The following is a 24,245-nucleotide window of genomic DNA, read 5'->3' as shown; positions in this document are numbered from 1 at the left end:
ATGGAACTGCTAGTGAAGAATAAAGAAGGGAATCTATGGGATATTTCTGGCATCGTCTCAGATATTTCTTGGAAAACCGCACGGTCAGGTAAACCGTCAACGCTAGAGTTAACGCTTGTGGACAGCGGAATCTATCAGCTCCCCAAGTTCGGGATCAGCAATGGTGATATTATTCAGTTCAGTAAAGATAATGTGGATGTATTTTACGGATTTGTGTTCAGCATTGATACCGGCTCGAATCAGGAGATTAAGCTGACTGCCTATGATCAGATTCGTTATTTGCTGGGCAATGGTAGTTATGTTTTGCAGGATGTTACGGCTAGTGATGTGATCAAGAAAATAACAACGGACTACGGATTAAAGACAGGTGTGCTGGAGGAGACAGAGTACCGGATTCCTTCTTTAATTGAAGATGACAAAAAGCTGTTGGACATCATTATGGGAGCCATCGGCAGTGAGCTTCAGTATAAGGGGCGGTTGATGGCTTTTTACGATGATTTTGGGAAGCTGACGCTGCGTAAACCGGATTCTATGCTGCTTAACCTGGTGCTCGGAGCGGGTCATTATCTGTACGATTATTCGCTCAAAAAAAGTATTGATGACGATACGTACAACACGATTTTTCTGTACAAGGATAACGAGGCATCGGGCAAACGTGATTTCTATCCGGTTAGTGACAAGGACAATGTGAAACGCTGGGGTATCCTGCACTTGTATCAGAAGGCTGATGACAAAGCGAATGCTGCCCAAATTCAGGAGAAGGCAAACAATTTACTGAAAATGCACAACCGTGAAAAGCTCAGTCTCTCCGTACAGGCGATTGGTGATATGCGTGTAAGAGCAGGCAATTTCATTTATGTCCTATTGGATGAATTCGAGACTCAATTGTTTCTGGTAGACCAATGCAGCCATAAGATTTCTGGAGGGGAGCATACAATGTCCCTCGATATTAAGGTGGTGTAGAAATGATGTTAGATATTATTAAAAAAGCAAGTCTAGGAGCCGTGGGAAGTACAAATCCCGTGGCTTTTTCTTATGGAACGGTAACGGAGGCAGCGCCTTTGCAGATCCAGGTGGATCAGCGGTTTATTTTATCGGGGAATGCGTTAGTGCTGCCTGAATCGGTAATGGAAAGCAAGATCGCCATCGAGGGCAAAGAAGTAATACTTCGGCGGGGATTAGCGAGTGGGGACCGCGTATTAATGGTTCGAATGCAGGGCGGACAAAGTTACATTGTTCTAGATCGGCTGGTGAGCCCGATATGATCCCGGCGATTGGAAAAGCTGGACCGATAACGGCCCTGCTTGAGGGGGAGGTCAACCTTGAGCGTGGGGAAAGTCCTAGTCTTACGTACCGAATGGATTGGGAGAGAAGAAGGATTACAGGCCAAACGGATGGACTAGAAGCAGTTCAACAGGCAGCGGCAAAAATTTTGCGAACCGATCGGTTTGAACATCTGATTTACAGTTCAGATTACGGAACAGAGTGGCGGTTGGTGCTTGGCAAGGATCGGCTGCTGGTTAGAGCTGAAATCAGACGTATCGTTAGTGAGGCACTACTTCAGGATGAACGAATCCTTAGCTTAGAGAATATTGTTGTTTCGTTTACCGGAGATAATCTAACTTTTGACTGCAAGGTCGTCACACGTTACGGAAATTTTCAGCTGAGAAAGGAGTGGAATGAGGATGTATGAGGATCAGACGTATGAGGCTATTTTAGAGCGGATGTTGGACCGGATTCCATCAGGATTGGATAAACGCGAGGGCAGCATCATTTATGACGCATTGGCTCCAGCAGCCGCTGAGTTGGCACAGATGTATATTGAGCTGGATGTGAATAATAATCTGTATTTTGCAGATACGGCTACCGGAGAGTACTTAGAGCGAAGTATCTCCTGGTCAGGCATTGTAAGGCATGAAGCCAGCAAGGCACAGCTGAAAGGGATTTTTTATAAGGCGGATGGAGGATTGCTGGATGTTCCACTAGGCAGCCGCTTCTCACTCGAAATGCTGAATTATACGGCTGTGGAGAAGTTATCTCCTGGAGTGTATCGCTTGGAAAGTGAAACCGCTGGAGAAGAAGGAAATCGATATTTTGGCTCTTTACTGCCAGTGGATTATATTTCAGACCTAGCGCGCGGAGAAATAGCTTCTCTTCTGATCCCTGGGGAGGACATTGAAACGGATGATGCGCTACGCCAGCGTTATTTGGATTCAGCCAGACGCCCAGCTACTAGCGGAAATAAATATCACTATATGGAGTGGGCACTGCAAGTTTCGGGTGTGGGAGGCGCACGTGTTTTTCCATTATGGAAAGGTCCTAAAACTGTGAAGGTGATTATTGTGAACGCCGAAAAAAAACCCGCATCCGAGCTGTTGGCGGCTCAGGTGCAGCAATATATTGATCCGGTCTCAGGAGCTGGTGAGGGACAAGCACCGGTAGGGGCTGTTGTGACCGTGGCGCCGGCTGCGGGCAAAAACATCAGTATAAGTGCCAAGGTAACCCTTGCTTCTGGCTATGCACTGCAAGCTGTAAACCAAGGCTTTCAGGTGATGCTTGAGAAATATCGCAAGGAGAAGGCTTTTTCAGCAACCTTTATCAGTCAGTCTGTCATCGGGGCATTATTGCTTGCTACTGAAGGAGTCGCGGATTACACAGAGCTGAAGTTGAACAGTGGAGCGGGCAATGTGATGTTGAACGAAGAAGAAGTACCGTTGTTCGGTAACGTTCTACTGGAGGTGTAGCATGGGTTATCCAGAGCAAATTGATATTTTTCAAGAAAAACTTAATAAAAAAGAAAACGGTAGCAGCTATGTTATCGAAGAGAGATTACCGCTTGTAAATGGCGTTTATAGTGGTCTTCTAGCGCATGACAATATTAATAATCAGACCATTGCGGTGTACACAGGGTCACAGTATTCCGGGATCGAGCTACGCAATTTCACTGTGTCTTTTCCGGATGAGGCGCCCTGGCGGCGGTTGATTAAGATTTTTGCCGATGTGCCTGAGGTATATGTTACTTACGAAACCCCCGGTGATACGGTTGAAGCAGAGGATATTAACGGTTTGCAGGTGAGTCTTACCGCTGTCCAAACTGAAATAGAGCGTTATAAGAACAAGGGCCAGATTGACGGAGGATTATTTAGAAGAGAGGTGTAAAATGGCACAGACCATACAAATAAAGCGGGGTACAAAGGCTGAGCTAACGAGTTATGGCGTTTTGAAGGCAGGTGAGCTTGGTTTTTGCAGTGATACTAAGGAAGTTTATATTGGTGACGGCACGTCCAATTCCATGGTCGGCAGGGCGCTGTCAGGGCCAGAAGCTTCGCGTCCGGTTGCAGGATCCGTTGGTCGTTTGTATTACGTGACTACGGGTTCGAATAGCGGATATTTATATTTTGATGATGGGGCAGCTTGGCGGCGGGTGAATGCGCAGAAGCTTACCGATCTGACAGGTACAATTGATGATATCGCTGATGGAGCAACCTATGCGAAGGTGCTTAAAGCGGATATTAGTGCGGGACATATCAATAAAGTATCGGATGGCACAAACGTAAAGACTGCCGCTGAGATCAAGACTCACATTGATGATGTGGCCAAGCACCGGACAATCAATGATGCGGGGACCACGATTACAGACTTGTGGTCTGCGCAAAAGATTAAAAATGAAATTGAGCTGGCTAAGCATAACATCGAACCGCAAGCATCGGTAAAAGACCAGAACCTGCTGGCTCCACCTGCCAGTCCGGTTGAGGGTGATCGTTATATTATTCCAGCAGGGGCAACCGGGGTATGGGCGGGCAAAACGAATCAAATTGTTGAATACCAATCTGCCGCTTGGGTATTTTATGTTCCTGCCGTCGGTTGGACCGCTTACGTCGATGATGAGCAGAAGATTTACAGCTGGAACGGCAGCGCATGGGTACGTACCGGTGGTGCACTACAGACCATTACAGCCGGGAACGGGCTGATTGGTGGGGGTCAGGCCGATGCTGTGACGCTGAACATTGGTGCGGGCAATGGGATCACAGTCACTGCAGACGCGATTGCGGTTACCGCTGGAAAAGGAATCACCGTGGATGCAGCTGGTATAGCTGTAAGTGTGGATGGAAGCAGTATCGTTTATGATGCTGCGAATGGCAATAAACTTACCGTGGCCAGTATTGATGGCGGAACATTCTAGGGGGCGGGACAATGGCTCTAAAAACATTGATTCAAATACGCCGCGGCTTGGAAAGCGCCATTGGAGCACTGGCTATTGGTGAGCTTGGGTATTGTACAGACAGTGGCAAGCTGTACATTGGTTCTGCCGCTGGTAATGTCTTACTGGTAGCCGCGCAAAGTACCGGGGATATGCTGAAAAGCATTTACGATACGAATAACAATGGCAAGGTGGATTTTGCACAACAAGCGGATAGTGTAGCTTGGGCGGGGGTAGCGGGTAAACCAACGGTATTCCCTCCAGCGGCGCATACACATGACTATTTGCCCAAAGGCCCCCTAACCTGGAATCAACTGAAGGGGGTGTAGAGGATGAGTTACGGCAGCTCTTTATACAGCGAATTGCAATATTCCGCAGATAAAGATTCGAGCCATCCGGGTGAAGTCGAGGCGCCTGATCTAATGCAGTATTTACCGGATTATTACAAGGATGTCCGCGAAATGGAGAAGCTTCAGGAGACCATCGGGCTAGAAATTGGTGGACTGAAGGTAGGTACTATAGATGTACTGGATCAGGCGTTTATTGAAACGGCTACAGTGAGCCTTGGGCGCTGGGAATCCGAACTTGGACTCAGCAGCGATCCATCCAAGTCTTATGCCACTCGTCGAGAGATGATTAAGGCAAAGCTGCGTGGAAATGGGACCACCACACCGGAGATGATTCAGCGGACGGCGTCAGCTTTTTCAGGTGGAGTGGTTGAAGTGAAGGAAGTGCCTGAGGAGTACCGTTTTGAGATTCATTTTGTGAGTACACTGGGGATTCCTCCGAATATGGCAGGGTTGATTCAAATCATCGAAGAGATTAAACCTGCGCATTTAGCTTATGAATTTGTGTTCAGCTATACCTGGTGGGACTCTGTTAAAGCCTTGACTTGGGAGAGTGCTCACAGTAAAACATGGAACGAATTAAGAACTTATAGATAGGAGAGTGACATATGCAAACCACAGGAAATTTGGGCTTAAAGAAGCCAGAGGGAACAGATATCGTTGATATTACCGATCTGAACGGGAATATGGACATTTTGGACAATGCCGTTAATGGCAAGGTCGATAAAGTAACAGGCAAACAGCTATCTACGAACGACTACACCGCAGCAGAGAAAACGAAGCTGGCGGGTATTGCTACGGGAGCAACCAACTATACTCACCCAGCTACTCACCCACCAACTATTATTGCTCAAGATTCGAGTAATCGTTTTGTTACAGATGCTGAAAAGACCGCGTGGAATGCGAAAGAGACTCCAGCTGGCGCTCAGGCAAAAGCGGATGCAGCTGTCGCAGCAGCAAAAGCAGACTACATTCGCCAACCGGGATATGCAGCCACTAGCGGTACGGCTGCAGCCTATATCGCAGTTCTTACTCCAGCACCTACGACCACACCGGATGGATTTGGTATTACTATCGTCCCGCATGTAACCAATGGGGCAAACCCTACATTAAGTGTTAACGGCCTTGCAGCAGCGCCTCTTAAAGATCAAAAAGGTGTAGCTTATGTAGCTGGCAAGCTCATCGCTGGCAAGCCTTATGCGTTCCGTCGTGTGGGTACGGATTTTTTGGCAGATAGCGCGGGTGGCTCTGGTAATGCAGTAGCAGGAGACATTCGCGCAGGAAAAACGGCGGCATCAGATGCAGGGGATATTACAGGTACACTCCAGGTTCAAACTGGTGGTACGGTTACTCCAGGGGCAACGGCTATTGTTAAGGCTGCTGGGATTTATGATACAGCTATTACGGTTGCTGGGGTAAATGTTCCGGCTGCAAAGGTTCTTAGTGATACGACAATAGCTGGAACTAAGGGGACTATCCCAATAGCTAATCCTGTAGTCAGTTCCCATTGGGCTGCCAATCAGGTTTCTTACGGAGCCTACTCAGGTGATGGTATTCCGTATTTGTATCTTCAAGCTCCGAATGGTCACTTTCTAAATGGTGTTGATTGGGTTAGATATCGTGAGCCTAATTTTAACGCCGCATATTTCAGATCAGATGTAAGTATGTTTGGTGTGCAAGGCACTCTGCCAGTTATCACCTCGGGTGGGGACCCAGCGCAGGGGGTTGGCCTATGGCCAGATGGAGCATTAGCAGTTTATCCGAGTGAGGGATATCGCAAAGGTGGATCGGGAGCCGGGGAGATTAAGGTTAGTCCAGCACAGTTGCAATCAGTGACTCCTTTGCAACCGGGTAATATTAGGGCTGGAACGACAATTTTCGGGGTGGCAGGAGCTTTACAACCTAGACAATACGCTTCTGGATCGTGGGGCACTTCACAATACAATCCGCAAGTGTCGGGGCTGTCTTTTAAACCAAAATTAATCATGTGTCTATCTAATGGGTATGGGCTTAAACAGCCTACATATTACGTTGAATCTTTTTCTAGTACCCAATTTTATAGTAACGCTCATAACCCAGATGATAATATACTTACCTTGGACGGTTCAACTTACTATGTAAATAATAATGGCTTTAAGCTTTACGCTCCCAATGGGGCAGATCGTTGGGAAGCCTGGGGTTAAGAAAAGGAGGAACTTATTTTGGAAATCGGCAGAAAAATATATTATGAAAAAGCAACGGGCAATGTCCTTGTTGATACGGGCGAGCGTTCCGGTAATGTGGTGGAAACCACTAGGGAACAAGATTTTAAAGTGTATAAAGCCCTTGCTGCGCGCGTAGAGGACACGGTAGGCTTAATAGAATTAGAGTATGGTGAGTACAAGCAGGATTTCATGGAATGTAGCGGCTATCGTGTAAATATCGAAACAGGCGAGTTAGAGTTTAGCTATCTGGATCTTAATGTCGATCCTGAGCAGCCACAAGAGCCTATGTACCAAGCACCTTTAAACAAAAAAGATTAAAAATATTAAATCAGAGAGTGCAGGCATGTCACTCGAACTAGCAACGACTCAATCTCAATTGGATCAAGCAGACCAAGAACAAGCGAATCTAATCCTGAGTCTCTTGGAAGGAGGTGTATTGTAGATGGATTGGTTCGTACTGGTCCAATGTTACTACGTATGATGCCGGGCTTTATACGGCATTGCAAGTACTAATTTTTGTTTCCGTAAAAAAATTCGTCTGAGCAGGCTATAAAGAATACAGATGACGCCGTATAGGCGTTTTTATTTTGCCCTCGTAGCTGCTACGGGGGCTGTTTTATTTATCACTTTAGAAGGGGGCTGTTATATGACCATTGTGAGAGTGAACTCAGGAGGAGGCGATGCTGAAGCAGCGCCCATTGAGCACCGTTTAGAAGATGTTGAAAATAGACTAGTAGTCATCCAAGACGAGATTTTTAGATTTGAAACAGAATATCTAAGTTTTAACAATGAGCTTGTATTATTAAAAGAAAAACAATCACGCCATGAGGAAGATGTGAAGCAAATTAAACAATCAACGATAGAAATGAAAATACAATTTAATGAGATCATGAGACGTTGGGATACATTGGACTCACGTGTGTTCCAGCTATTGCAACAATCCCAGACGGACAGCAAGAGCGAACGAAAAGTGTTTATCGATTTACTTAAATACGTTCTGGCGGGAACTATCTTTGCTATTATTGCCTTTTTATTTAAAGGAGGGGTATAGATGCTCACTTTGTCCCAAATCAAAGAAAAATCAAGTAAACGCCTAACCAACCTACACCCCGTAGTACGTTCCGCTGCTACTGCTCTAATCGAACGTTGCTACAAACTCAATATCCCCATTCTCATTACGCAGGGACTTCGCACAATCGCCGAGCAGGATGCTCTATACGCACAAGGACGAACTAAGCCCGGAGCTATTGTCACCAATGCACGTGGCGGATTTAGCTATCACAATTTTGGATTGGCCGTAGATTTTGCTCTTTTGCTGCCGAATGGATCTAGTGTGTCTTGGGATATGTGCCGGGATGGAAATAACAACCAGATCGCAGATTGGCAGGAGGTTGTGAAGGAGGCAAAAGGGCTGGGCTTCGAGTGGGGAGGCGACTGGACAAGCTTCAAGGATTACCCCCATTTTCAAATGGCGTTTGGGTTAACACTCACACAGTTACGAGCAGGGACAAAGCCCTCAACAGCTGCGGTGGAGTCAGCGTATAAGGTCATCAATCGGAAGGAGGAGGAAGAATTGAAGAGTGATGTTATTGCTGTCGTAAAGGTTAACGGGGTTAAGGTTACAGATGGAGTGCTTGAAAAAGGCATCACCTACGTCCCTGTACGTGTTATTGCAGAAGCGCTGGGTGCTCAGGTAGGTTATGATTCATCGACTCGAACGGTTGAGATTACAAGTACCCGCTAAGGAGGGAAAAGGATGGAAACTGGAACAATTTTAGATGATGTTATGGCGTTCGCCTCTATATTAGCAGTATTCGTACTGGCACTGGTTCAGTTGGTCAAAAATAGTATCAACATCCCGCGTAATGCAGTACCGATTATCGGACTATTGATAGGTTTGTTCATCGGCGTAGTAGCGTATCCTTTTACCGAACTTGATTTAGTGCTTCGCCTTTGGGCTGGGGGTCTTGCAGGCTTATCTGCAACCGGGTTGTTTGAACTAGCTTTTAAGGATCGCCCGGGCACGACGAAAGGGTAAGTGGATAATAGGTACGAATCATAAAAAAGGGCTGTTCCAAAAAGTCTGAATAAGACCTAAGGGAGAGCCCCACTGTTTTTCTCATGATATTACATAAATAAGATTCAGAACGAAAGCGTGCTGCCGGGTTGTAAAGAATATAGTCCTGTGAAACCTTCTTCTTTTAATATAGAAGCTACATGGTCGATATGTGGTTTGGGAGCATGGACGAGCACTGTCCGGTGGCTGGGAATCGTTTGGAGCATTTTGCGAATGTCCGGCAAGCCTTGATGGACTTTATAGCGGATAAGTGAGACTGTACAGCGCACGCTGTTAGATTCTCCGATCATAGCTTGCTTAACAAGGCGATGTCCAAAGCTTCCCGCCGCTAAATGTCCCGTAAAAATCACATGGTTGTCAGGAGAAACAGAGAGCTGGTGAAAGTATTCTTGTGCTTTTGCTGACTGCATCATCCCGTCATTAGTGAATACGATAGCTCCCTTAAGATTCAACATTGCCTTCGCGCGTTCGTCCGAATTAGATACAACACACAAGTTTTTTCTGTTAAAAAGCGCATTTACGCGCTGAATAGCGTCCTCTTTCAGCCATTCCACCTTGTCGCTTAAAGCTCGTAAAGGAGCGACGAGTGCTTCTTCAACGATCAATTGATGATCTGGAAAACATTCATTTGCCCATACGATCAATTCCTGGCTCCTGCCATGGATAGGCACGGGAAGGAGGACGGAGCCCCCTTTTTGCAAGGTGTTATGGATGGCTATCTCTAATTGCTGTAATTTTACAAGCTGCTCATCAGGATCTGCCCCATATGCGGCATCGATAATGGACAGATCAGCCACATTTTTAGCTTCGGCTTCCATAATTGCTGGTGTGTCTGCCGTGAGCAGCTGCGATTCCTCCGAATAATCCCCCGAGAAAAATACAGTCTTGCCCTCCCATTCTAGGGCCAGCCAAACCGAACCTGCTAAATGCCCGCTACGTCCCCATTGAACTCGAAGGTTTGGCGCAAGCGTCAGCCAAGTTTGAGGGGAGACATGCTCCTCTAAATACATGAATTGAATAGCTTCTTTATCCATTTCCTCATAGGGGAGCGCGGCGGATTGAGCCGCCACATATTTATCCCAGGCCTCGAAATAATCAGGAAGCTGTAATGAGGTTGATCTAGTAGTCCATACCTTACCTCTGTATCCGTGTTTATAAAGTAAGGGCAGTGCTATGGAATGATCCTCATGCGCATGAGACAGAAATACTGCCTGCAAATGTGGAATAATATCCTTATCAAGTAGGGGGTATTCCCCTGGGCCTTCTTTTTTTACGCCACAATCTAGCAGGATGCCATTTCGTGAATCCTTGCCCTGCAAAAGATAGGAGGAACGGCCATGCTCTCCGGCCCCTCCCCAAATCGTTAGTCTGCTCATTGTTGTCTCCGCTTTCTATCTGGGCTTAAATATTCTAAGACTAATAGTAGTAGGGTAGTAATGCCTACAGAGATAACAGCCATGGCCATCCCCATGGCTACCGCACCTTGTTCAAACTGGGCAAAAATATAGGTTGCCGAGGTCTGCATTGAAGGTGGCAGAATGAGTAATGAGGCTACCAGTTCCCGATTGGAAATGGTGAAGGTCATCATCCAGCCAGCTACCATCCCCGGAAGGATGAGGGGAAGCAGGATACGGCGGAACACATACAGCTTACTTCCTCCGAATACTTGTCCCGCTTGCATCAGAGAGGAATCGATCTGCCCATAGCTTGCTTTTACATACTGAACAGTATAAGGAAGGAAAAGTACGACATAAGTCAGTACAACCATCCAGTAGGTATTATAGAGCGGGATAGGCATCCAGCGGGCATTCCACAGCAGAATTAGCCCTACTACAATTACAATTCCCGGGACTGTATTTGGAAGCAAGCTGAATAAATCTGTAATTTTCTGCTTGAATGTAGCCCCTTTTCCTACCGTTAAGGCAAACCAAGTCCCGAGAATAACAGCGATACTGGAAGCAACGATAGCTAATGTAAAGCTATTTAATAAGGCCTCAAGTCCTTGCGAACCCGGGGATAACAGCTCTGCATAATGTTTTAAGGTTAGATTGCTCCAGGATACGCCTTCTCCCCGAAGCTTCAATAATGAGGCTGTTATGATAGAGAAATAAGGAATGCCGATGGATGCCAGAAGCAACATAAGAACATAACCCCAGCTAAGAAACCCTACGATTCCTGTACTCTTATAACGTTTAGTACGAGTTCCTTTTCCGCCAATCAGACGGTAAGAGTAGCGGCTGCTGATTAGAGTTTGGATGTACCACATGACAAGACAAACTCCGAGCAGCAAGGAGGCTAGTGAAGTAGCCTTACCAAAATCAATCGGCCAACTGGAGATATATTTATGGATCTCAGAGGTCAGAACGTAAAAGCCGATCCTGCGGCCAAAGGTCGCAGGGGTACCGAATTCAGCAATTGTTTTGACGAAGATGAGCAGTGCTCCAAGCCCATAGCTAGAGAGTAGTAAAGGAATAATCACTCTTTTAAATCTGTAAAAGAAGGGGGCGCCGTGAACCGAGGCTGCTTCCTCCAGATTGCCCCCGATCTGCAAAAGCGCATTGCGCAGCAGCAAATACAAGAAAGGGAATAGATGAAGGCTCATGATCAGCACCATACCCCCATAGCTAAAGAAATACGGTGTAAGCACGGAGGAGGAGGGCAGAAACTGCTCCATATATCCGCCCGTCTGCATAAACAACATCCAGCCCATAGAACCAATGTAAGGCGGCGTCATAAATGGAATTAACAGCACGACATCCAGCCAGTTGTGGCGCCCTAAGTCGGTTTTTGCCATAATCCAGGCTAGAGGCAGCGCAAACAACGTAGTTAGCAGAATAACGCTTAACCCAAGCCCGATAGAATTCAGCAGCACCTCTACTAGGTCATTGCTCCCCATAATGGTTCGTAGTGGTGCGGCTATGTCGAGATGCCCCTCTGGATAAATACTGGTCCAGAAAATGAGCAGGAGTGGCAGCAGCACGAGCACGGTTAGTATAAATAAGGCCAGTCCACCGCTCACCCATTTAAATGAGCGCAAAGAGTTAGTATTCATTACGCTTATTTAAAAATTTGTGTGAAGGTCGAGGAAACTTCATCGCCGTGCTCGTTCATCCATTCCCAATTCACATCAAATGTTTTGATTTCTTCAAGATTGGCACGATTTTCTGCCTTCACGTCAGTTCTGCCTGGCAGCAAATAGGCTTTGGCAACAAGGGCTTGCGCTTCATCGGAGAGCAGGTAGTCGATAAAAGCCTTAGCGTTATCTACATTCGGGCTTGTCTTAATGATCGCAGCCGGACGAGGGCTGATTACAGTTCCTTCAGCAGGGTAGACGATATCCACTGGTTCTCCGTCAGCTTTTGCTTTATAAGCCATGTAATCTACGCCAGCAGCAACGACGGATTTAGCACCGGTAATCACCGGATCAAGTGCCTCTTGATTGGCGCCTGCCATAGCTACTTCATTGCTTTTATATTGTTTAAAAAGTTCCCAGCCACTGTCCCCTTTAGCACTTAAATACCCAGTCATGAAATCAAGAGCCGAGCCGGAAAGTGAAGGATCGGGGATATTGACTGCACCCTTCCATTCCGCTTTGCTGAGGTCATCCCAGGAGGTCGGCGGTGAGCTTACTTTTTTGGTATTGTAGACAATACCGAGTGCGGATGCACTGTAACTGAAATAGTTACCTTCATCTATATCTGACCAATCGCTAACCAGCTTGTCTGCATTAATCGCTTCTTTATATGGAAGTAATAATCCGTCGTTTTTCATTCCTTGCATGGACGGAAGAGAGGCGAGGACAACAACATCAACGACCGGATTGGATTTTTCTGCTTCCATGCGGGCAAGTATTTTTCCTGTAGTGCCTTGGAACATTTCAACTTTAACGCCAGTTTTGGCTTCAAAGCCGTCTTTGATTTTATTGGCTAAACCTTCAGGGCCTGCACTGTAAACGACAAGATTGCCGCTTAGTGCCTTTTCTGTTGGTTGTGGGGATTCAGTTTGCGTCGCCGCCGCAGTATCGGTTTGGTTGTTGCTTGCGTTAGCCGCAGGGGTGTTCGAGGAGCCGCAGCCTACTAAAGTAATACCAAGTGCAGTTGTTAGAAGAAGTGAACTTAACCCTTTTGTCTTTTTCATTTGATTCAATGTAATTGCCTCCCTAATATTGTTGTGTGCATCTTGCTGCATGGAACAGCTACATATAGAGCCATTCCATGCAGTGGACGCTTAATTCAGATGATGGATCTGGTATTCTGAAGCGTACAGCTGGATCTTTTCTCCTACAGGTAGGCGCCGATCATGATAAGCGGTCCAAGTCCCATTGTGCTCCATATTCAGAATGATCTCATAGCGATCCCCCATATAACTCACATGCTGAATAGTCCCTGTAAAAGGAAGAGAGGAAGCATTCTCCTGAGACCAGCGTAAATGTTCTGGACGCAGCATCTGTTTATCCGGAACGATCCAGTTGGATTTTCCAATAAAGTGTGCTACAAAGGGATGACTCGGTTTACGATAAATGTCCTCAGGAGATCCACTCTGTAAAATAGTGCCACCTTGCATTACAACTACTTCATCTGACATAGACATCGCTTCGGTTTGATCATGCGTCACATACAGGGCTGTAATGCCCATGTTTTTCACCAAGGAGATTAACTCCAGCCTCATTTCATCTCGCAAGACCGCATCCAGCGCACTTAATGGCTCATCGAATAATACAAGCTGAGGGCGCATGACTACGGCTCTGGCAAAAGCAACCCGCTGCTGCTGTCCACCAGACAACTGATGTGGAAAACGCAGTTCCAGCCCCTCCAGCTTGACAGATCGAAGCGCCTCCTGCACCCGAACCCGTAAATTCTTTTTTTGTTTGGAAGCTCGAAGTCCGAAAGCTACATTCTCGAACACAGTCAGATGCGGCCAGAGGGCGAAATCTTGAAAAACCATGCCAAAGTTACGGCGATGAATGGGGCGGCTAATTCTTTTGCTGCCTGAAAAAATAAACTCATCATCGATCAGAATTTCTCCTGCATCCGGTGTTTCCAGCCCAGCAATCAGACGGAGTAGTGTCGTCTTTCCACAACCTGAAGGACCGAGTAATGTCGTAAAGCTTCCAGCGGGAATCTTCAGATCTGCAGCTTTCAAGGCATGCACATCTCCGAATTTCTTTTCCAATCTGTGGATTGTAATTTCCTTCATTCTATCTACCTGCCTGTTCTTAAGCTTGTTCTTAGTGTAAAGGTAAAGAATTCCCGCTATATTTGCTGAATGTAACTGTGATATTAACTTTTTTGCCGATTTATTTTAACATTCATAGAATTCTTCTATGTTACCGTTTAGGAAAAGGCGAGGGAGTGGAAGAGAATGAACCTTAATCTAATAAAGCTGGAAATTGTAGAACTGCTGAATAAACATAAAAAAGTTACCACGGTAGCAGATAAACTCGGACTAAAGCAGCCCACCGTTACATATCATTTGAAGAATTTAGAGCAGCAATTGGGGGAAAAGTTATTTGAATCCAGAATGGATAAAATGATTCTTACGGAGAGTGGCAAAGCTTTTCTTCATTATGCGATTAAAATCAATGCGCTTGCTGCGGAAGCGGAGCGGGTGGTAAAAGAGTTCAGTCAGGCAGGTCGGGGGACACTGAAAATTGGCGCCAGTTATGTTCCAGCTACTTATATTCTTCCACAAATATTGGGGCAGTTTGGCGAACAACATCCGGGGATTACCATTTCTTTATCGGTTAAGCCTTCACCGGTGATCAAAGAAATGCTTGCCAGTCATGAGATTGATCTTGGTATTTTGTCTACGGAATCTTTTTATCTGCCTGATCTGCATACTCAAGCCTTATGCGAGGATGAGCTTGTCCTTGTCTTTGCACCTACACATGATTTTGCCGGATTTACTAATTTAAACTCAGCGATGATTGCTTCAGCGAGCTTTATTTTACATGATAAGGAATCAAGCACACGCCAGTTGACGGATAAATGGTTTGAACGAGAGGGAAAAGAATCAAAACCGCATATTTTACTCGATTCACTGGAGGCAATTAAGCAATCGCTCATGAGTGGACAACATGTTTCATTTATTTCACGACTTGCTGTGGAGGACGAGGTAGCCAGAGGAAGATTGCTAATGCGAGCCATTCCGGATTATAATTTTGAAAGACATATTTATTATTCGTATAACCGTGATCGCCATTATTCTCCTTTAATTGGACTGTTCATTGATCAGCTCCGCACAATCCGAATATAAGCATACATAGAGAATATACGATAGAGCCATTATATATATGAAAGAATACATAAAATATAAGGACTGTATAAATTCAGAAATTGGTGTATAATCTTAGGTACTGTGTCGCTTTACAGCACAAAAAAGTTGCAGATTTTCAAACGGTTTTATTGTATGATATGAGGAAGCTTTAATAGACGATATTTAGACAGACAAACTTAACACATTGATCCGGAAGAGAATGGGGGGAGCAGCATGACCGAACTTACGACTACCGTCAGCAAAAGCAACTCTAACAATCTGCTGCGACGGGACGTACGGTTCTTGGGGAACATTTTAGGAGAGGTCTTGGTTCACCAAGGCGGTAACGAACTGCTAGAGATCGTGGAGAAGATCCGCGAGACCAGTAAATCGCTACGCTCACTATTTTTACCTGAACTGCATAGTGAATTTAAGGAGTTAATCAATTCTTTGGATCCGGAGAACCGTCATCAGGTAATAAGAGCGTTCGCCATTTATTTTCAATTGGTGAATATTGCCGAACAGAACCACCGGATTCGCCGTAAACGTGACTATGAACGTTCAGCTGGGGAGACAGTACAACCCGGTTCTATAGAAAGCGCTATTCAAGAGCTTCGTGAACGTGATTTCTCTCATGAGGAAGTTAACGAGATTATTGAAGGATTGTCTCTGGAACTTGTAATGACGGCACATCCAACGGAAGCTATGCGCCGTGCGATTCTCGATATTCATAAACGGATATCCGATGATGTTATGGGTCTTGATAACCCTACTTTAACTTTCCGTGAACGTGAACAGCTTCGTGAGAAGTTATTAAATGAAGTGATTACGCTTTGGCAAACGGATGAGCTGCGTGACCGCAAGCCAACAGTACTCGATGAAGTGCGTAATGGAATGTATTATTTCCATGAGACGATTTTCCATGTATTGCCCGACGTGTATCAAGAGCTTGAACGCTGTCTGAGCAAATATTATCCAGGACAGAATTGGCATGTGCCAACCTACTTGCGTTTTGGATCATGGATTGGCGGAGACCGTGATGGTAACCCTTCGGTAACCTCAACAGTCACTGCGCAGACTTTACGCATGCAGCGTAAGCTGGCCATTCGTGAATATCAGCGTATTATGCGTGAACTCATGAAATATCTAAGCTTTAGCACAAGTATTGTTAAAGTGACGCCTGAGCTAGTAGAATCCATCGAAGCTGATCGTCAGATCATTAACCTAGGCAAGATGGAAGAATGGCGCAATGACAATGAACCTTACCGTATTAAACTTAGCTACATGATCTCTAAGACACAAAATGTTTTGGATGATGAGAAAAAAGATACTCCTGAGCGTTATGCTACACCTGAGGAGTTCATAGATGATTTGAATGTCATTGACCGCAGTCTACGGCATCACTACGCCGACTATGTGGCCGATACTTATATTAAAAAGCTAATCCGCCAAGTGGAGCTGTTCGGATTCCATACGGCAACTCTTGACGTGCGTCAACACAGTCAAGAACATGAGAATGCCATGACAGAAATTTTGGCGAAGATGAACATTTCGCCGGATTACTCTAAATTAACGGAGATTGAGAAGATTGATCTGCTGGAGAAATTGCTGAATGATCCACGTCCGTTGACCTCTTCTTATCAGACGTATACTGAAAGTACAGAGGAGTGTCTGGCTGTTTACCGGACGATCTTCGCATCGCAGGAAGAGTACGGCAAACAATGTATCACCAGTTATCTGATCAGTATGGCTGAAGCTGCAAGTGATATTCTGGAGGTTATGGTCTTCGCCAAAGAGGTAGGACTATTCCGCAAGGATAACGACGGTACAGTTGTATGTACCCTGCAAGCTGTGCCACTTTTTGAAACGATTGATGACTTGCATGAAGCACCGCAAATTATGAATACACTGCTCAATATGCCGATCTACCGTGATGCGGTAAGAGCAATGAATGATTTGCAGGAAATCATGCTTGGATATTCAGATAGTAATAAAGATGGCGGCGTGGTTACTGCTAACTGGGAACTGCGTGTTGCCCTAAAAGAAATTACAGCGACAGCGGATAAGTTCGGAATCAAGCTGAAGTTCTTCCATGGTCGTGGTGGAGCGCTCGGCCGCGGGGGTATGCCACTTAACCGCAGTATTCTTGCTCAGCCAGCTTCGACAATTGGCGGCGGGATTAAGATTACCGAGCAGGGAGAAGTGATCTCCTCCCGTTACTCGATGCAAGGGATTGCTTACCGCAGTCTGGAGCAAGCGACATCTGCACTTGTAACTGCAGCAATTAGTGCGAGAGTGCCACAAGCGGATCTTTATGAAGAGAAATGGGAAGAAATTGTTGCCCGGATTTCTGAAGTCTCGCTGAACAAGTATCAGGATTTGATCTTCCGTGATCCGGATTTCCTGACTTATTTCAAAGAATCAACACCTCTGCCTGAGGTTGGAGAGCTTAATATCGGTTCCCGTCCTTCCAAGCGGAAGAACAGCGACCGTTTTGAAGATCTGCGCGCAATTCCTTGGGTATTTGCATGGACACAAAGCCGTTATTTGCTCCCAGCCTGGTACGCTGCTGGAACCGGACTGCAGAGTTTCTATGAGGGTAAGGAAGAGAATCTGAAGATAATGCAACATATGTATGAGAACTTCTCATTCTTTACTACACTGATAGATACGCTGCAAATGGCTATTTCAAAAGCGGACTTGATCATTGCTAAGGAATACGCCAGCATGGGCAAGAACGAGGAAGCACGTCAACGGATCTTTGGCCAGATTGAAGATGAATTTAATCTGACCTCTGAGCTGATCCTGAAGATTACAGGCCAGCAGGATATTCTGGATAACGTTCCTGTGATTCAAGAGTCGATCAGACTCCGCAATCCATACGTTGATCCGCTTAGCTACCTGCAGGTACAATTGCTATCCGAGCTTAGAGCGCTCCGTGAAATTGATGGAGATGATAGCGAACTGCTTCGCGAAGTATTGCTTACCATCAACGGCATTGCCGCCGGTCTTCGGAATACCGGCTGATATAGTCCCAACAACAAAAAGTCCGCCCTATTTGGGCGGACTTTTTTTGCCTAATACAAGTTGTTGTGATCATAAACTGTATATTGCTGCTGTGAACTTTACTTGTTCCTAAATATTGGAGAGTCAAACCCGATATTGCTTTTTTTACCCTACCCAAGTAACCGAGATGTAATCGGAGGTGAATTAGGAGGGATATAAAATTAGGGGAAAGAGTGCATGGAAAAGATTTTTGGAACTGTAGGAGCGCCAGCATTCGCCTTTATCCTCAGATTTCGACCGCTATATGCGGTTTATAATCAGGAAATGTGAGGATAACAGCGACCGAAAGTCTAAATGTTTCTCGGAGCTGCACTTAATCGCCTATACCAAGTTGTCCAGTTTTTAACTCAGTTTACATAGAAGGTTACAATACAATCCTTGATTTTTACACAAACTTGAATTACGATTTAATTGCTTGTACCGTGGATATTTGCGAAGAAATACCAAGGGCGGCAAGTCTGGGGGAGTTAACAGGTGGAGAATTTGGAAGGCAGATTGACAAAGCTCGCCTTGAAGGGCGACCAAAGGGCATTTGCCGAGCTTGTGGAACTATATAAAGACAAAATATATCATTTAGCTTATAGGATGTTGAACAATCGCCATGAGGCGGAGGATATTGTTCAGGAGACCTTTTTGCGTGTGTATAGGAATTTGGATCGTTATGATGATAAACAGAAGTTCTCCACATGGATTTACCGGATTGGAACGAACCTCTGTATTGATAGATTGCGTAAACGAAAACCAACCTATTCGCTGGATGCTGAAATGAACGATCAGGAGGGCCTTGATGGCTATTCGTTGATTCCGAGCGACAATGTGACACCTGAGACCGAACTATTGCTCTCGGAGACGCAGGGGCTAATCTATGAAGCGATTGACAGTCTGCCTGTGAAATACAGGTCGGTGATGATTCTGAGATACCTGCAGGATCTGTCCCTTCAGGAGATTAGTGATGTCCTGGATATGCCCGTGACCACGATTAAGACGCGTGTACACCGAGGCCGTGAATTTTTGCGTAAAAAATTAGGCCCAAAAATGTAAAAATAGATTTTATTTATGAAACATCTTTTCGAGAGCGACGTATGTAAGTTAAGCAAGTCTTATGTGTCCTGACCCTTTGTCTTAGGATAATTAAATAGCACTCATGAAAGGATTGGCTCCTATGGAATGCAAACTGGCCGTCTCTATGATGCATGACTACTTGGATGACGACTTGCCCGAACAGCAGCAGAGGGAATTGAAGGAGCATCTTCTATCCTGTCCAGATTGCCGTGCAAAGTTTAAAGAATTGGAACAGACAGATATGTTGATGTTCTCCCTAATGCATCAGAATCCTGTAGCTTCAGATGATCTTGTGAGCCGGATAATGAGTTCATTGCCAAAGACTAAGAAAGAAAAAGCCTTTATTACCTGGATCAAGAGACACCCTGCACTTACAGCGGCATCTCTATTCCTTGTCGTTATGCTGATGAGCACCGTAACTTTTTGGAGTCCAGACCGACAACTTGTAGTTAGAGGTGTTGATTTGGATCAAGTGGTCATCAAAGGGGATACTGTAATTGTACCTTCCGGCAAAATTATTACCGGAGACCTTACCATAGAGAACGGTAAAGCACAGGTATATGGAGAAGTGAACGGCAACGTGACAGTCATTGACGGATCTCTATATCAGGCTTCAACAGCTCATATTTCTGGGCAAGTCAAAAGCATAGACCAGGCAGTAAGCTGGTTCTGGTATAAAGTGACGAACATGTTCTCTGAAGTTGCCTACCGTTAATGCGGGTAGTGGTTACCTTGAGCAGGAATATTAATTAGCGCCTCTTTTTCCGGAAAGATGGCGCTTTTTTGTTTCCTTAAATTGGGTGGTTTCGGAAAGGATTGAGGGACTAAACTTGCAACTGAAGCCCGAACGTTATAACCTAGATATGATACAGAGCTAACAGACATTTTACATAAACCCAGCTAATTTGAAATGACGGGGGTTTTAGGCAATGAGTTATTTTACTGAGCTAACATGGAAAGATTCCATTAAAGATATAATTGATATCCTAATCGTCAGTTACATTATTTATAAAGTGCTTAATATGGTACGCGGGACGCGGGCGATTCAGCTTTTAAAAGGGATACTGGTTCTGGTCTTGATTTGGGCGGTAAGCACAATCCTGGACTTGTATACACTTAAATGGCTAATGAATCAAATGTTTACTTTCGGGGTCCTAGCTGTCTTTATCATTTTTCAGCCGGAACTACGAAGGGGACTGGAGCAGCTTGGACGGGGCAGATTTTTCGGACGGGCTGGAGAAAGTGACGAAGAGATCAGTAAGTTAATCGGCGAAGTGATTAAAGCCGTGAATTATTTATCTCGCAGAAAAATAGGGGCGTTAATCGTTTTTGAGCGGGAGACGGGGCTAAACGAATATACAGAGTCAGGTATACCCATGCGTTCCCTGGTCAGCTCCGAATTGCTCATTAACATTTTCATTCCTAATACACCTCTGCATGACGGGGCCCTTATTATGCAGGGAAATCAGATTGCTGCGGCTGCTTGTTACTTGCCTTTGTCCGAGAATCCTTTTATCAGCAAAGAACTGGGAACCCGGCATCGCGCTGCTATAGGAATAAGTGAGGTTGCGGACTCAGTGTCTGTCATTGTCTCAGAGGAGACAGGGCAGATTTCCCTTGCAATTAATGGCCAGATCGTGAGAGACATTAAGGAAGAATCCATGATATCGAAGCTCCATCAAGAGCTTAGTGTAAGCTCATCGCTGAAGGAGAAGGGTTCAACTTTCTGGAAACGGAAGGGGGACAAGAATCATGGATAAGTGGATGAACAATAACAATTTCAATAAGATTCTGGCCCTTGTGTTTGGGATCATTTTGTTTACGATGGTTCATGTCGATACTGCGCCTTCTGGACAGACAACAGTGGATATTAAAACAAAAACTATTGAGAATGTGAAGATTGAAGTGACCGGCCTTGACGAGGACAAATATGTCCTTGAACCCTTGGCTGTCGATAGTGTCAGTCTGGAGGTAGCGGGTAAAAATTCCGATATCTCCTTTCAGTTCTCGGATGACTATAAAGTGATGCTTGATCTGAGTAAGGTTGAACCTGGAGACACCACGTTGCCACTTTACTATAAACTACCCAAAGGTGTATCTCTGGTAAGAATGAACCCTAAAGAGGTTACTGTACATGTAGAACCGCGAAACACGAAGTCTTTTCCCATAACATTGGTTACAAAGGGAAAACCTGCAGCGGGCTATCAAATAGGCACGCCTGTCTTGCAGCCTACAGATACTGTAAAAGTGACACTTGCGGATAATGAACTAAGCAAGGTAGCCAAGATACAAGGGACTATTGAGCTTAACGGTGAGAACGAAACCTTTGTAGAAAAAAAGCTGAAGCTACACGCTTATGATAATAATGGAAATGAAATTAAAACTGCTGTAATTGAGCCTTCTACTGTATCTGTGGAATTGCCGATTACTTTACCTTTTAAGAGTGTGCCGCTGGAGATTGGCTTTACTGGACAACTCCCAGATTCTCTCGTATTATCCAAAGTGACCCCTGAGCAGGAAACGGTCGTAGTGTATGGACAAGCAGAGGCTTTAAAAGCTTTATCTGCTTATGAAGCTACAGTCGACCTTAGTGCAATAGATTCTGCGGGGACGAAACAAGTAAAGGTGGATCTGAAGCCTCCGGCTGGAACGGAGAAAGTTATGCCCGAAGCTGTGAATGTTTCATTAACCATCTCAGAAATTGCTGAGCGGACGATTGAGGCGGTACCCATCAAGCTCCAAGGCGTGGGGGATGATTTGGAAGGAAGTATCGTTAATCCTTCAAGCAAGGAAATTGCGCTTACCTTAAAGGGTGCGCCTGCTTTACTTGATCAACTTGATAAGAAAAATATAGGGGTTGTGGCTGATGTTAGCGGACTTTCAGCTGGAACTCACGAGGTTTCTTTGCGGGTATCATTACCCAAGTTCATCGCACTAGCCAATGCAGGGGTGCCACTTACTGTGACCGTGCAGCTGCTATCGCCTGCAGCACCAGTCCCTACGCCTCATCCAGATACGGGGGGGGTGACTACTCCTGAACCGAGTTCTGAACCTGTTATAGGCGATGTGGAACCTACGGAGAAGCCCACGCATAGCGGAGAGGCTGGTGGAGCAACACCAACGCCTGTCCCTACGGATAGCAATCCGGAGAATAACGGCACAGCTAACACAAGTACGAATTCTGAGAATCCTGTAGGTACAGGCGGGACGTAATCTTTTGAGCCCAGAGGTACACCAAAATAGTATGCAATTCATATGATAGTACATTAAGCTAACGTAGCGTATTCAAAGGAGAAAAATAATGGGGAAGTATTTTGGAACTGACGGTGTGCGGGGAGTAGCAAACCGTGAATTGACTGCAGAAATGGCTTATAGTATTGGCCGTTGTGGAGGATATGTACTAGCGGGTAACTTGGATAAACCGAAGGTTGTTATCGGAATGGATACACGTATTTCCGGTCCTTTATTGGAATCCGCGCTGATAGCGGGCTTATTGTCTATTGGCGCCGATGTAATCCGTATAGGCGTAGTGAGTACCCCTGCTGTTGCTTATATTACGAGATTGTTGAAGGCAGACGCAGGTGTCATGATTTCAGCTTCTCATAATCCTGTAGAGGATAACGGCATTAAGTTCTTTGGTGGGGATGGCTTCAAGCTTACAGATGAAACTGAATTGCGCATTGAAGAGCTTATGGATGCTGAGGTAGATGAATTGCCACGTCCTATCGGTTCGGGTTTAGGTATGGTTACCGTAGATAATGATGCTAAGTATCTTTATCTGGAGTATTTGAAAACTACCATTTCTCAGGACTTTAAGGGAATCAAGGTTGTACTGGACTGTGCGCATGGCGCAGCGTATGAGCTTGCTCCAAGACTGTTCAGAGAGCTTGGCGCTGAGGTTATTTCTATCGGGGCTGAGCCGGATGGATTGAATATTAATGATGGATTTGGTTCGACACATCCAGAGACATTGCGTGAAGAAGTCTTGCGTCATGGAGCCGATTTGGGACTTGCTTTTGACGGAGATGCTGACCGCCTGATCGCTATTGATAATAACGGTGATGAAGTCGATGGTGACTTTATCCTTTGTATTTGTGGTGATGCCATGAACCGTGCAGGTAAGCTGAAGGATAGCACGATTGTATCAACCGTTATGAGTAACATCGGATTCTATAAAGCTACCGAGAAATTATCCCTGAATACTGCTAAGACAGCTGTAGGGGATCGTTATGTTATGGAAGAAATGCGTCGTGGGGGCTTTAATCTAGGCGGAGAACAGTCTGGACATGTTATTTTCCTGGATTACAATACAACTGGTGATGGTATTCTTACAGCTATTCAGCTGGTAGACACGCTTAAGGCTACAGGCAAACAGCTTAGCGAAGTTAAGAGTATGATGACTAAATACCCGCAGGTGCTGGTTAATGTTCGTGTACAGGATAAGACTAACTACCCTAATAACCCGGCTATAGAAGCGGCTATCGCTGAAGTAGAGGGCAAGCTAGGTGACAATGGCCGTGTGCTTGTACGTCCGTCAGGTACGGAATCTCTAATCCGCGTTATGGCAGAGGGACCGGATAAGGCAGATCTAGATCTTTATGTGAATCAAATTGTGGAAGTAGTTCAACGCGAATTGGTATAATCCATTACCTTAACTATAAGGCTGGTGCAGTGAGCGGGAGCGATTCGGACTCGTTGCACCAGTGTTATTTTATTTTAGGATTGGATCGTTTGAACTGGTTTTGTAAAATTTAGGTTGGTGCGCCATTGCCAAAGTACTACAAGGTGCATATAATAGATTAAGTGTCATTCTAGAAGGAAAGCGGGGATTGTGAGGTTAGCAATAGCAAGCGCCAGAGCTTGGTCTAGCGCGGGGGAGAAGGGAAAGCTGCTTACTTGTTATGTAGGCTATGGCTTGAACGGATCACGGCAGACGTAAGCTGACGAGGTGGAGGTGTTCGAAATGTTCGGCGGGGACCTCCCGGTGATGCACCAGAGCCGTAAATGGATACGGAAAATGAAAGGGCGACCTT

The 24,245-nt window shown here is 45.5% G+C and carries 24 protein-coding genes; 20 read left to right on the top strand and 4 right to left on the bottom strand.

What is annotated here, in order from left to right; all coding sequences use genetic code 11:
- From MKZ09_RS29875 to MKZ09_RS29815, 13 genes are all read left to right on the top strand, one after another.
- On the top strand, nt 1–963 hold the full coding sequence (locus tag MKZ09_RS29875; RefSeq protein WP_076208485.1) for an XkdQ/YqbQ family protein: 963 nt from the start codon (nt 1–3) through the stop codon (nt 961–963).
- 5 nt (nt 964–968) lie between these two features.
- On the top strand, nt 969–1,265 hold the full coding sequence (locus MKZ09_RS29870; protein WP_076138387.1) for a DUF2577 domain-containing protein: 297 nt from the start codon (nt 969–971) through the stop codon (nt 1,263–1,265).
- A complete protein-coding gene (locus MKZ09_RS29865) occupies nt 1,262–1,693 on the top strand; it encodes a DUF2634 domain-containing protein (protein ID WP_076208484.1) in 432 nt (143 codons plus the stop codon). Before MKZ09_RS29870 ends, MKZ09_RS29865 begins: the two co-directional genes overlap by 4 nt.
- Nucleotides 1,686–2,744 carry a baseplate J/gp47 family protein gene (locus MKZ09_RS29860; protein ID WP_076208483.1) on the top strand — a complete coding sequence of 353 codons (1,059 nt, stop codon included), beginning with the start codon at nt 1,686–1,688 and terminating at the stop codon, nt 2,742–2,744. The genes MKZ09_RS29865 and MKZ09_RS29860 overlap by 8 nt, the downstream gene beginning before the upstream one ends.
- Nucleotide 2,745: 1 nt before the next feature.
- Entirely contained in the window at nt 2,746–3,159 is a 414-nt protein-coding gene (locus MKZ09_RS29855; protein ID WP_076208482.1) for a phosphoglucomutase, read from the top strand.
- A 1-nt stretch (nt 3,160) separates the two neighbouring features.
- Nucleotides 3,161–4,183, top strand: a complete 1,023-nt coding sequence (locus MKZ09_RS29850) for a DUF2793 domain-containing protein (protein WP_076208481.1) — start codon at nt 3,161–3,163, stop codon at nt 4,181–4,183.
- An 11-nt stretch (nt 4,184–4,194) separates the two neighbouring features.
- Nucleotides 4,195–4,530: a hyaluronate lyase N-terminal domain-containing protein gene (locus MKZ09_RS29845; protein WP_076208480.1), complete on the top strand. Its 336-nt coding sequence runs from the start codon at nt 4,195–4,197 to the stop codon at nt 4,528–4,530.
- Between the two features lie 3 nt (nt 4,531–4,533).
- Nucleotides 4,534–5,145 (top strand): putative phage tail protein, encoded by a 612-nt coding sequence (locus MKZ09_RS29840; protein ID WP_036681263.1) that lies wholly within the window; start codon nt 4,534–4,536, stop codon nt 5,143–5,145.
- A gap of 11 nt (nt 5,146–5,156) precedes the next feature.
- Complete coding sequence (locus tag MKZ09_RS29835; protein WP_076208479.1) at nt 5,157–6,731, top strand: hypothetical protein; 1,575 nt, start codon at nt 5,157–5,159, stop codon at nt 6,729–6,731.
- Nucleotides 6,732–6,749: 18 nt separating this feature from the next.
- Nucleotides 6,750–7,070, top strand: a complete 321-nt coding sequence (locus MKZ09_RS29830) for a hypothetical protein (RefSeq protein WP_143767400.1) — start codon at nt 6,750–6,752, stop codon at nt 7,068–7,070.
- A gap of 328 nt (nt 7,071–7,398) precedes the next feature.
- On the top strand, nt 7,399–7,803 hold the full coding sequence (locus tag MKZ09_RS29825) for a hypothetical protein (protein ID WP_076208477.1): 405 nt from the start codon (nt 7,399–7,401) through the stop codon (nt 7,801–7,803).
- Nucleotides 7,804–8,496: a M15 family metallopeptidase gene (locus MKZ09_RS29820; protein ID WP_076208476.1), complete on the top strand. Its 693-nt coding sequence runs from the start codon at nt 7,804–7,806 to the stop codon at nt 8,494–8,496.
- A 12-nt stretch (nt 8,497–8,508) separates the two neighbouring features.
- Entirely contained in the window at nt 8,509–8,790 is a 282-nt protein-coding gene (locus MKZ09_RS29815) for a holin (RefSeq protein WP_076099882.1), read from the top strand.
- Between the two features lie 104 nt (nt 8,791–8,894).
- On the opposite strand, the gene MKZ09_RS29810 is transcribed toward MKZ09_RS29815, so the two are convergent.
- The 4 genes from MKZ09_RS29810 to MKZ09_RS29795 form a co-directional block, all read right to left on the bottom strand.
- Nucleotides 8,895–10,205: an MBL fold metallo-hydrolase gene (locus MKZ09_RS29810; protein ID WP_076208475.1), complete on the bottom strand. Its 1,311-nt coding sequence runs from the start codon at nt 10,203–10,205 to the stop codon at nt 8,895–8,897.
- Nucleotides 10,202–11,881, bottom strand: a complete 1,680-nt coding sequence (locus MKZ09_RS29805; RefSeq protein WP_076208474.1) for an ABC transporter permease — start codon at nt 11,879–11,881, stop codon at nt 10,202–10,204. The genes MKZ09_RS29810 and MKZ09_RS29805 overlap by 4 nt, the downstream gene beginning before the upstream one ends.
- A gap of 5 nt (nt 11,882–11,886) precedes the next feature.
- Nucleotides 11,887–12,966, bottom strand: a complete 1,080-nt coding sequence (locus tag MKZ09_RS29800; protein WP_076208490.1) for an ABC transporter substrate-binding protein — start codon at nt 12,964–12,966, stop codon at nt 11,887–11,889.
- A gap of 90 nt (nt 12,967–13,056) precedes the next feature.
- Nucleotides 13,057–14,025, bottom strand: a complete 969-nt coding sequence (locus tag MKZ09_RS29795; RefSeq protein ID WP_076208473.1) for an ABC transporter ATP-binding protein — start codon at nt 14,023–14,025, stop codon at nt 13,057–13,059.
- A gap of 165 nt (nt 14,026–14,190) precedes the next feature.
- On the opposite strand from MKZ09_RS29795, the gene MKZ09_RS29790 reads away from it, so the two are divergent.
- The 7 genes from MKZ09_RS29790 (at nt 14,191) to glmM (ending at nt 23,854) form a co-directional block, all read left to right on the top strand.
- Nucleotides 14,191–15,084 (top strand): LysR family transcriptional regulator, encoded by an 894-nt coding sequence (locus MKZ09_RS29790; protein WP_076208472.1) that lies wholly within the window; start codon nt 14,191–14,193, stop codon nt 15,082–15,084.
- Between the two features lie 234 nt (nt 15,085–15,318).
- Nucleotides 15,319–18,111, top strand: coding sequence for a phosphoenolpyruvate carboxylase (gene ppc, locus MKZ09_RS29785; RefSeq protein WP_038573414.1), 2,793 nt, complete (start codon nt 15,319–15,321; stop codon nt 18,109–18,111).
- A 513-nt stretch (nt 18,112–18,624) separates the two neighbouring features.
- Nucleotides 18,625–19,191 (top strand): RNA polymerase sigma factor SigW, encoded by a 567-nt coding sequence (sigW, locus tag MKZ09_RS29780; protein ID WP_036681288.1) that lies wholly within the window; start codon nt 18,625–18,627, stop codon nt 19,189–19,191.
- A gap of 121 nt (nt 19,192–19,312) precedes the next feature.
- Nucleotides 19,313–19,927 carry a zf-HC2 domain-containing protein gene (locus tag MKZ09_RS29775; protein WP_036681404.1) on the top strand — a complete coding sequence of 205 codons (615 nt, stop codon included), beginning with the start codon at nt 19,313–19,315 and terminating at the stop codon, nt 19,925–19,927.
- Between the two features lie 214 nt (nt 19,928–20,141).
- Nucleotides 20,142–20,972, top strand: coding sequence for a diadenylate cyclase CdaA (gene cdaA / locus MKZ09_RS29770; protein WP_036681290.1), 831 nt, complete (start codon nt 20,142–20,144; stop codon nt 20,970–20,972).
- A complete protein-coding gene (locus MKZ09_RS29765; protein ID WP_081394442.1) occupies nt 20,965–22,425 on the top strand; it encodes a CdaR family protein in 1,461 nt (486 codons plus the stop codon). Before cdaA ends, MKZ09_RS29765 begins: the two co-directional genes overlap by 8 nt.
- A gap of 88 nt (nt 22,426–22,513) precedes the next feature.
- Entirely contained in the window at nt 22,514–23,854 is a 1,341-nt protein-coding gene (gene glmM, locus MKZ09_RS29760) for a phosphoglucosamine mutase (protein ID WP_076208470.1), read from the top strand.
- The last annotated feature ends 391 nt before the right edge of the window (nt 23,855–24,245 follow it).

Source organism: Paenibacillus sp. FSL R5-0908 (assembly GCF_038006245.1).
GTDB classification, from domain to species: Bacteria; Bacillota; Bacilli; order Paenibacillales; family Paenibacillaceae; genus Paenibacillus_AQ; species Paenibacillus_AQ odorifer.
Note: the sequence above shows the minus strand (reverse complement) of the source record. Positions and strands in the feature narration are given on the sequence as shown.